Source organism: Pseudonocardia sp. McavD-2-B (assembly GCF_024124365.1).
GTDB lineage: Bacteria > Actinomycetota > Actinomycetes > Mycobacteriales > Pseudonocardiaceae > Pseudonocardia > Pseudonocardia alni.
This window is the reverse complement of the sequence record NZ_JAMXSG010000270.1, coordinates 1-7,996: the sequence shown is the minus strand read 5'-3', so window position 1 is coordinate 7,996 and position 7,996 is coordinate 1. Positions and strand designations below refer to the sequence as shown.

8 protein-coding genes are annotated in these 7,996 nt (G+C 73.6%); 7 read left to right on the top strand and 1 reads right to left on the bottom strand.

Annotated elements, in window-relative coordinates; translation table 11 throughout:
* On the bottom strand, positions 1-909 hold a 909-nt coding region (locus NH602_RS25440), incomplete at its 3' end, for a PucR family transcriptional regulator ligand-binding domain-containing protein (RefSeq protein ID WP_256495750.1).
* A 122-nt stretch (positions 910-1,031) separates the two neighbouring features.
* On the opposite strand from NH602_RS25440, the gene NH602_RS25435 reads away from it, so the two are divergent.
* From NH602_RS25435 to NH602_RS25405, 7 genes are all read left to right on the top strand, one after another.
* Positions 1,032-3,419: a xanthine dehydrogenase family protein molybdopterin-binding subunit gene (locus NH602_RS25435; protein WP_253069112.1), complete on the top strand. Its 2,388-nt coding sequence runs from the start codon at positions 1,032-1,034 to the stop codon at positions 3,417-3,419.
* Positions 3,420-3,442: 23 nt separating this feature from the next.
* Positions 3,443-4,168, top strand: a complete 726-nt coding sequence (gene pxpA / locus NH602_RS25430) for a 5-oxoprolinase subunit PxpA (protein ID WP_073574875.1) — start codon at positions 3,443-3,445, stop codon at positions 4,166-4,168.
* A gap of 15 nt (positions 4,169-4,183) precedes the next feature.
* The gene (locus tag NH602_RS25425; protein WP_020625095.1) at positions 4,184-4,429 is read left to right on the top strand and encodes an acetyl-CoA carboxylase; all 246 of its coding nucleotides are present in this window, start codon (positions 4,184-4,186) and stop codon (positions 4,427-4,429) included.
* Positions 4,426-5,778, top strand: coding sequence for an acetyl/propionyl/methylcrotonyl-CoA carboxylase subunit alpha (locus tag NH602_RS25420; RefSeq protein WP_253069111.1), 1,353 nt, complete (start codon positions 4,426-4,428; stop codon positions 5,776-5,778). The genes NH602_RS25425 and NH602_RS25420 overlap by 4 nt, the downstream gene beginning before the upstream one ends.
* On the top strand, positions 5,775-6,647 hold the full coding sequence (locus tag NH602_RS25415; RefSeq protein WP_062395016.1) for an allophanate hydrolase subunit 1: 873 nt from the start codon (positions 5,775-5,777) through the stop codon (positions 6,645-6,647). Before NH602_RS25420 ends, NH602_RS25415 begins: the two co-directional genes overlap by 4 nt.
* A complete protein-coding gene (locus NH602_RS25410) occupies positions 6,644-7,615 on the top strand; it encodes a biotin-dependent carboxyltransferase family protein (protein ID WP_073574872.1) in 972 nt (323 codons plus the stop codon). The genes NH602_RS25415 and NH602_RS25410 overlap by 4 nt, the downstream gene beginning before the upstream one ends.
* 161 nt (positions 7,616-7,776) lie before the next feature.
* A partial coding sequence (locus tag NH602_RS25405) for a hypothetical protein (RefSeq protein ID WP_253069110.1) occupies positions 7,777-7,996 on the top strand: 220 nt, incomplete at its 3' end.

The window sequence follows — 7,996 nt, the reverse complement described above, 5'->3', positions numbered from 1 at the left end:
CAGGTCCCCGCCGGGCAGCGGGCCCCAGGTCTCGGCGAGCACGTCCTCGGCGCCGCATCCCGGCAGCGAGGCCAGCGCCCGCAGCACCGCGGTCCGCACCCGGCGCTCGGCCCGCCCGGCCGCGGCGCTGCGCGCGTGGGCCAGCGTCAGCACCGACACCGCCGAGCCGATGAGCTGCCGGTCGACCGGGGTGAAGCGCCGGTCCCGCCCGACGACGAGCACCGCGGGCCCGATCAGGCGCACCGGCTGCAGCACGACCTGCCCGTCCCCGACGGCGACGGTGACGCTGGACGGCCCGGGGTGGTCCCGCACCCGGTCGATCTCGGCGCGGAGCAGGACCGCGCGCCGGGCCGCCCCGGCGGGCGCGGACCGGCGGACCCGGCCGTCGGCCCCGGAGATCAGCGCCCAGGCGCCGAGGCGGTCGGTGAGCCGGTCCAGCACCCGGGCGGTGCCGGTGTCGGGGTCGTCCTCGCCCAGGGCGGCGGCGGTGAGCGCCCGCTGCGCCTCGTCGGTGCGGACGACCTCGGCGTAGCGGTCGGCGGCGCGGGCCTCGGCGACGGCCTTGGTCAGCGCCAGGAACGGGGTGCGCTCGGGGATCTCCAGCAGCGCCAGCCCGGCCCGCGCGCAGGCCTCGCGCAGCGCGGGGAGCAGGTCGTCGTGTCCCAGACCACAGCCGAACCCGAGCCCGGCGAGGCCGTGCGCGACGAGCCGGTCCACGTAGCCGGCCGGGTCGGGCGCCGGTCCGAGCCCGGTGGTCAGCAGCAGCTCGTCGCCGTCGAGGTAGGGCGTCGGATCGGACAGTTCGCTCGAATGCACCCACGTGAGCGGTCGATCCTGATCCGCGGACGGACACGCGAGCCGCAGTCCGAGACTGCGGCTCGCACACAGCGTGCGCAGCGTCAGCGCCATCTGGCCCCCTGCCGGATCGGCGTGTACCGGACATCGAACTGGACAGTGCGGACACTACCGCGCCGGCGTGTTCCGGATCACGCTGTCCGGCACGGACCGCAGTCGTCGTCAGAAGGAGCGTTGTGACCGCCACGCAGGAGACCGGTACCGCTGCGGCACCGTGGGTGGGAACCCGCATGCAGCGCAAGGAGGACCAGGCGCTGCTCACCGGCCGGGCCACCTGGACCGACGACATCGCCCCGCCCGGCACCCTGCACATGGTCGTCGTGCGCAGCCCGCTGCCGCACGCCCGGATCGTCGCGGTCGACACCGCCGCCGCGGCCGCCGTCCCGGGGGTCCGCGCGGTGCTCACCGCCGCCGACGTCGACGACGAGTTCCTCGCCGGCATCCCGTGCGGCTGGCCGGTCACCGAGGACATCCGCATCCCCGACCACCGCCCGCTCGCCCGCGACGAGGTCAACCACGTCGGCGACGGCGTCGCGGTCGTCCTCGCCACCAGCGCCGCGGCCGCCCGCGACGGCGCCGACCTCGTCGACGTCGAGTACGCCGAGCTGCCCGCCGTGGTCGACATGGCCGACGCCCTCGCCGACGGCGCCCCGGTCGTGCACGAGGAGATGGGCACCAACCACTGCTACACCTGGCCGCTGGCCACCGGCGACGTGGACACCGCCTTCGCCGAGGCCGAGGTCGTCGTGTCCGGGCGCTACCTGCAGCAGCGGGTCGTCCCCTCGCCGATGGAGCCGCGCGCGGTGGTGTGCGTGCCGGACCCGGTCGGCGCCGGGTTCACCGTCTACACCGCCACCCAGGTACCGCACTTCGTGCGCGACATCCTCGCCGCGGTCACCGGCATCCCGGACACCCGTATCCGGGTCGTCGCCCCGGACGTCGGCGGCGGGTTCGGCGCGAAGCTGAACGTCTACGCCGAGGAGTTCCTCGCCCTCGTCCTGGCCCGCCGGCTGAGGGCCCCGGTGAAGTGGACCGAGACCCGCTCGGAGCACCACCAGGCCACCACGCACGGCCGCGGCCAGATCCAGGACGTCTCCGTCGCCGCCACCCGCGACGGGAAGATCGTCGGGATGAAGGTGGAGCTGCTCGCCGACATGGGCGCCTACCTGCAGCTGCTCACCCCGGGCATCGCCGTGTTCGGCGCGTTCACCTTCTGCGGGCTCTACGACTTCGGGCACTACTCGTTCACCGCGAAGGGCGTGTTCACCAACCTCACCCCGACCGACGCCTACCGCGGCGCCGGTCGCTCCGAGGCCGCCTACGGCCACGAGCGGATCATGGACGACCTGGCCCGCGAGCTCGGCATGGACCCCGCCGAGGTACGGCTGCGCAACCTGCACCCCAAGTTCCTCGAGCCGCGCACCGTCCCGTCCGGGGTGCAGTACGACTCCGGGGACTACGAGACCTGCATGCGCCGGGCGATGGAGCTGGTCGGCTACGACGAGCTGCGCGCCGAGCAGGCCCGCCGCCGTTCCTCCTCGGACCCGGTGCAGATCGGGATCGGGTTCGGCAACTTCACCGAGTCCGGCGGGCTGTCGCCGTCGAAGGTCGCGGCGGGGGTCCGGCTGCAGTCCGGCGGCTGGGAGCAGGCCACCGTGCGCATGACGACCAGCGGCAAGGTCGAGGTCATCACCGGCACCTCCCCACACGGGCAGGGCCACGAGACCGCCTGGTCGCAGATCGTCGCCGACCGCCTCGGTGTGCATCCCGACGACGTCGAGGTCCTGCACGGCGACACCCTCGTCGCGCCGTTCGGGCGCGACACCTACGGCTCGCGCAGCCTCGCCGTCGGCGGCACCGCGGTGCACCTGGCCGCGGGCAAGGTGCTGGACAAGGCGATGCAGATCGCCGCACACCTGCTGGAGGCCGACGAGAAGGACCTGGAGTTCACCGGCGGCCGGTTCTCGGTGGCGGGGACGGCCGGGCCGTCGGTGACCATCCAGGAGGTGGCGGGCGCGGCGTCGCTGGCGAACGACCTGCCCGAGGGCATGGAGCCCAACCTGACCGCGGACTCGGCGTTCGACCCGCCGAACTTCACCTGGCCGTTCGGCACGCACGTGTGCGTCACCGAGGTCGACACCGAGACCGGGTTCACCCGGATCCGCCGCTACGTCGCCGTCGACGACTGCGGGGTCGTGGTGAACCCGACGATCGTCGAGGGGCAGCTGCACGGCGGCATCGCCCAGGGCATCGGGCAGGCCCTCTACGAGCACGCCACCTTCGACGAGGCCGGCAACCCGACGGCGGGCAACCTGGCGTCCTACGCCGTGCCCGCCGCGACCGACCTGCCGCACTTCGAGCTCGAGCAGCTGGTCACGCCGTCGCCGACGAACCCGATGGGGGTCAAGGGGATCGGCGAGTCCGGCGCGATCGGCTCCTCGCCCGCCGTGGTGAACGCGGTGATCGACGCCGTCGCCCACCTCGGTGTGACCCATGTGGACATGCCCGCGACGCCACAGGCGGTCTGGCGGGCGATCAACGCCGCGTCCGGCCAGACTGCCTGAACCCACCGGGAGGGAGACCGGACATGGTGGACATCAACTGTGACATGGGCGAGTCGTACTCGATCTACCACTGCGGCGACGACGAGGGCCTGATGCCCTGGGTGACCGTCGCCAACGTGGCGTGCGGCTTCCACGCCTCCGACCCCCGGGTCATGACCCGGACCGTGGCGCTGGCCAAGCGGCACGGGGTGAAGGTGGGGGCGCACCCGTCGCTGCCCGACCGGGAGGGCTTCGGCCGCCGCGAGATGAGGCTCGACCGCGAGGAGCTGACCGCGGGCGTCGTCTACCAGATCGGTGCGCTGGCGGGGTTCCTGCGCGCGCACGACATGGAGCTGAACCACGTCAAGGTGCACGGCTCGCTCTACGGCATGTCCGCCCGGGACCCGGAGGTCGCCGCCGCGATCGCCGACGCCGCCGACGTCTTCGGCGCCCCGCTGGTCGGCATGGTCGGCACCGTGCACGAGCAGGTCTGGGGTGACCGGCCCGCGGGGTTCGTCGCCGAGTACTACGCCGATCTGGACTACCGCGACGACGGCTCGCTGATCATCACCCGTGAGCACGAGGCGTTCGACCCGGTGCGGTCCGCGGAACGCGCCCTGCGCGCGGTCACCGAGGGGAAGGCGACCTCGGAGAACGGCAAGGAGCTCACCGTGCGCGCCGACTCGGTCTGCGTGCACTCCGACACCCCGAACGCCGTCGAGCTCGCCCGTGCCGTGCACGACGCGCTGAAGCCCCACCTGAGCAGCTGAGAAGGAGTACCCGCAGTGCCCCGACACGAGGTCGTCTCCCCGATCCCCGGCGTGTTCTACCGCCGTCCCGACCCCGGCAGCCCGCCGTTCGCCGAGGACGGCGCCGCCGTCACCGACGACCAGGCGATCGGCCTGGTCGAGGTCATGAAGTCCTTCCACCAGATCCCGGCGGGCGCCACCGGTACCGTCGTCGAGTTCCTGGTCGGCGACGAGGACGAGGTGGACGCCGGCCAGCCCGTGGCGGTGGTGGAGACGGCATGAGGCTGCTCGTCGCGAACCGCGGCGAGATCGCCGTCCGGATCATCCGGGCCGCGCGGGACCTGGGCATCGGCACCGTCGCGGTGCACTCGAAGGCCGACGCCGACGCCCTGCACGTGCGCCTGGCCGACACCGCCGTGGCGATCGGGCCCTCGCCCGCGTCGAAGTCCTACCTGGTCGCCGACGCGATCCTGGCCGCGGCGGAGGAGACCGGCGCGGACGCGGTGCACCCCGGCTACGGGTTCCTGTCCGAGCGGGCGTCGTTCGCCGCCGCCGTCGCCGGTGCCGGCCTGACCTTCGTCGGCCCGGACGCGGCGACGATCGAGCGGATGGGCGACAAGGTCGCCGCCCGGGAGGTCGCCCGCGCCGCGGGGGTCCCGACCGTGCCCGGTACCCCCGGTGGTGTCGCCGACGCCGCCGCCGCGGTCGCCGCCGCCCAGGAGGTCGGCTACCCGGTGATGCTCAAGGCCACCGCGGGCGGCGGGGGCCGGGGCATCCGGGTCGTCGCCGACGCCGAGGCGCTGCGCACCGCGTTCGGGCAGGCCTCGACCGAGGCGGAGAAGGCGTTCGGCGACGGCACCATGTACCTGGAGCGGTTCGTCGAGCGCGCCCGGCACGTCGAGGTACAGGTCCTCGGCGACGGCCGCGACGCCGTCCACCTGTTCGAGCGGGAGTGCTCGCTGCAGCGCCGCAGGCAGAAGGTCGTCGAGGAGGCGGTGTCGCCGGGGATCACCGGGGCGACCCGCGAGGCGATGACGGCCGCGGCGGTCGCGCTGTGCCGCGAGGTCGGCTACACCTCGGCCGGCACCGTGGAGTTCCTCGTCGACGACGAGACGGGCGAGTTCTTCTTCATCGAGATGAACACCCGCATCCAGGTCGAGCACCCCACCACCGAGCTCGTCACCGGCATCGACCTCGTCGCCGAGCAGCTGCGCGTCGCCGCGGGGGAGCCGCTGCGGTTCACCCAGGACGGCATCTCCCGGCGCGGGCACGCGATCGAGTTCCGGGTCTGCGCGGAGGACCCGGAACGGGACTTCCTGCCCCAGCCCGGTGGCGTCGGGCGGGTCACGCTGCCGGCGGGGCCGTGGGTGCGCTGCGACACCTGGCTGGAGCCCGACGGGACGGTCCCGCCGTACTACGACTCGCTGCTGGCGAAGGTCGTGGTGTGGGGTGCCGACCGGACCGAGGCGCTGGCCCGGTCCCGGCGTGCGCTCGACGAATTCTCCGTCGCCGGGATCCCGACCACCGCCGGGCTGCTCCGCACCCTGGCCGGGGAGCCGTGGGTCGCCGACGCCGACTTCCACACCGGGACCCTCGAACACTGGCTGGCCGAAGAGAAGGGGACCTCATGAGCGCCCGCTACAGCTGGGGCGGCGACGAGTTCGTGTTCGTCGAGCTGGCCGAGGACATGAGTCTGCAGGCCAACTTCAAGGCCGTCGCGATCACCAACCTGCTCCGCTCCGAACGTCCGGACGGCATCCTGGAGATCTGCCCGGCGAACGCCTCCTACCAGGTGCGCTACGACCCCGACGTGCTCGACCCGCACGCCCTGATGGCGCAGCTGACGGAGCTGGAGACCCGGGTCGGCGACGCGCTCGGGGTCACCCTGGACTGCCGGGTCGTCGAGATCCCGGTGCTCTACCAGGACCCGTGGACCACCGAGACCCTGATGCGGTTCCGCGACCGCCACCAGGACCCCGAGGCCACCGACATCGAGTACGCGGCCCGCATCAACGGCTACGCCGGGGTGGACGAGTTCATCGCCGCGCACTCCGGCTCGCCCTGGTTCACCTCGATGGTCGGCTTCGTCGCCGGGCTGCCGTTCAAGTACCAGATGGTGCCCCGGGACCGGCAGATCGTGGTGCCGAAGTACCTGCGTCCGCGCACCGACACCCCCAAGCAGACCGTCGGCTACGGCGGCTGCTTCTCCTGCATCTACTCGGTGCGCGGCGCCGGGGGCTACCAGATGTTCGGCATCACCCCGGCGCCGATCTACGACCCGACCCAGACCAAGCCCGACTTCACCGAGCACATGGTGTTCATGCGGCCCGGGGACATGGTCAAGTTCCGCGGCATCGACCGCGACGAGTACGACCAGCTCCACGCCGCCGCCGAGGCGGGGGAGTACCGGATCACCGCCCGTCCGGTGGCGTTCGACCTGCAACCGTTCCTCGACGACCCCGACGGCTACAACAAGCGCCTGCTGGAGGTGCTCGCGTGACACGCATCGAGGTCCGCAAGCCCGGTCTGTCCACCACCGTGCAGGACGGTGGCCGCTCCGGCTACTACCACCTGGGCATCCCGCCGTCGGGCGCGCTGGACCAGTACTCGCTGACCTGCGCGAACGCGCTGGTCGGGAACCCGGACGGCGCCGCCGCACTGGAGATCGTCTACATGGGCCCGGAGCTGGTGTTCACCGGCCCGGCGACCCTCGCCGTCGCCGGGGCGACGATCGCCCCGAAGGTCAACGGGTCGGCGGTGCCCGTCTGGGAGTCCTTCGACGTCGCCGAGGGCGACGTGCTGGCCTTCGACTACCTCAAGGCCGGCGCACGGGCCTACCTCGCGGTGTCCGGCGGGATCGACGTGCCGGAGAAGCTCGGCAGCCGCGCCACGTACGCGCTCGGCGCCCTGGGCGGGCTCGACGGCCGGCCGCTGGCCGAGGGCGACGTCCTGCCCGTCGGGTCCGGCACCGGCCGGGCCGGGCTCGTCGTACCCGAGGACCTGCGGCCGTCGCTCGCGAAGGACGTCGAGGTCCGGGTCGTGATGGGGCTCTACGACCACCGGCTCACCGACCGGGGCCGCGCCACCTTCCTCGACACCACGTGGACGCTGACCCCGGTCGCGGACCGGATCGGGTTCCGCTACACCGGCGGGGAGCTGGAGACCGTCGACCGTGAGCCGCCGTTCGGGGCGGGCCAGGACCCGTCGAACATCGTCGACTCGCCCTACCCGATCGGCTCCATCCAGGTCCCGGGCGGTGTGGAGCCGATCGTGCTGCACCGGGACGCGGTGTCCGGCGGCGGCTACATGATGGTGGCGACGGTGATCTCCGGGGACCTCGACGTCGTCGCCCAGTCGGCGCCGCGCACCCGCACCCGGTTCGTGGCGGTCGACCTGGAGACGGCGCTGTCGCTGCGGGCCGAGCGGAAGGACCGGCTCGCGCGGATGCACAGCGCACTGGAGCGGTGACACCGCTCCCGCTCACCCGTTCGGGCTGGCCCCGCAGCGCCGTCTGGTCCAGACTCGACGCTCGGTGACGCGGGGCGGTACCGGACGTGGGGGAGGGCCGAGCGATGAGCGGCAGGCACCGGAGGGCGGCGGGGGCCGGACTGGTCAGGCGGGTCCTGGCCGTGACGGTCCCCGTGGTCGGGGCGATCGCACTCGCCGCGGCGGTCGTCGTCACCGTGACGCCGGGGGAGCAGCCCGTCGCGGCGCAGGGAGAGCAGGGGGAGCAGACCGGCCCCGGCCCGGCCGCGCCGCTCGCCGCCGGTCCCGCGGTGCCCGGCGGTGGCTCCCCGTCGCGGATGGCCGACCCGGCACCGCTCGCGCAGGCACCGGTGCGGGCGGCCG

What these genes read in the sequence shown, in the direction of transcription:
- NH602_RS25420 (WP_253069111.1), top strand. Translation starts at nt 4,426, where the DNA reads ATGAGGCTGCTCGTCGCGAACCGCGGCGAGATCGCCGTCCGGATCATC.
- NH602_RS25415 (WP_062395016.1), top strand. Translation starts at nt 5,775, where the DNA reads ATGAGCGCCCGCTACAGCTGGGGCGGCGACGAGTTCGTGTTCGTCGAG.
- pxpA (WP_073574875.1), top strand. Translation starts at nt 3,443, where the DNA reads ATGGTGGACATCAACTGTGACATGGGCGAGTCGTACTCGATCTACCAC.